Below are 527 nucleotides of genomic sequence, written 5' to 3' on the forward strand. Positions count from 1 at the left end.
AAAAAATATAGCTAACCACTAATTTATCATGTCAGTGTTCGCTTAACTTGCTAGCATGATGCTAATTTCGTGGCATGGCGAAAATCCGTAGATCTGAAGAGACCTGCGGTTCTTTTTATATAGAGCGTAAATACATTCAATACCTTTTAAAGTATTCTTTGCTGTATTGATACTTTGATACTTTGTCTTTCTTACTTTAATATGACGGTGATCTTGCTCAATGAGGTTATTCAGATATTTCGATGTACAATGACAGTCAGGTTTAAGTTTAAAAGCTTTAATTACTTTAGCCATTGCTACCTTCGTTGAAGGTGCCTGATCTGTAATTACCTTTTGAGGTTTACCAAATTGTTTAATGAGACGTTTGATAAACGCATATGCTGAATGATTATCTCGTTGCTTACGCAACCAAATATCTAATGTATGTCCCTCTGCATCAATGGCACGATATAAATAGCTCCATTTTCCTTTTATTTTGATGTACGTCTCATCAATACGCCATTTGTAATAAGCTTTTTTATGCTTTT

General features: G+C 34.0%; 1 protein-coding gene. It reads right to left on the minus strand.

The features are described 5' to 3' along the window. Positions 1–42 precede the first annotated feature (42 nt). Positions 43–527 (minus strand): IS6-like element IS257 family transposase (locus HMPREF2802_RS02250; RefSeq protein WP_070502629.1); only part of this gene is annotated, 485 nt, incomplete at its 5' end.

This window comes from Staphylococcus sp. HMSC071G07 (genome assembly GCF_001811435.1).
Taxonomy (GTDB): Bacteria; Bacillota; Bacilli; order Staphylococcales; family Staphylococcaceae; genus Staphylococcus; species Staphylococcus pettenkoferi.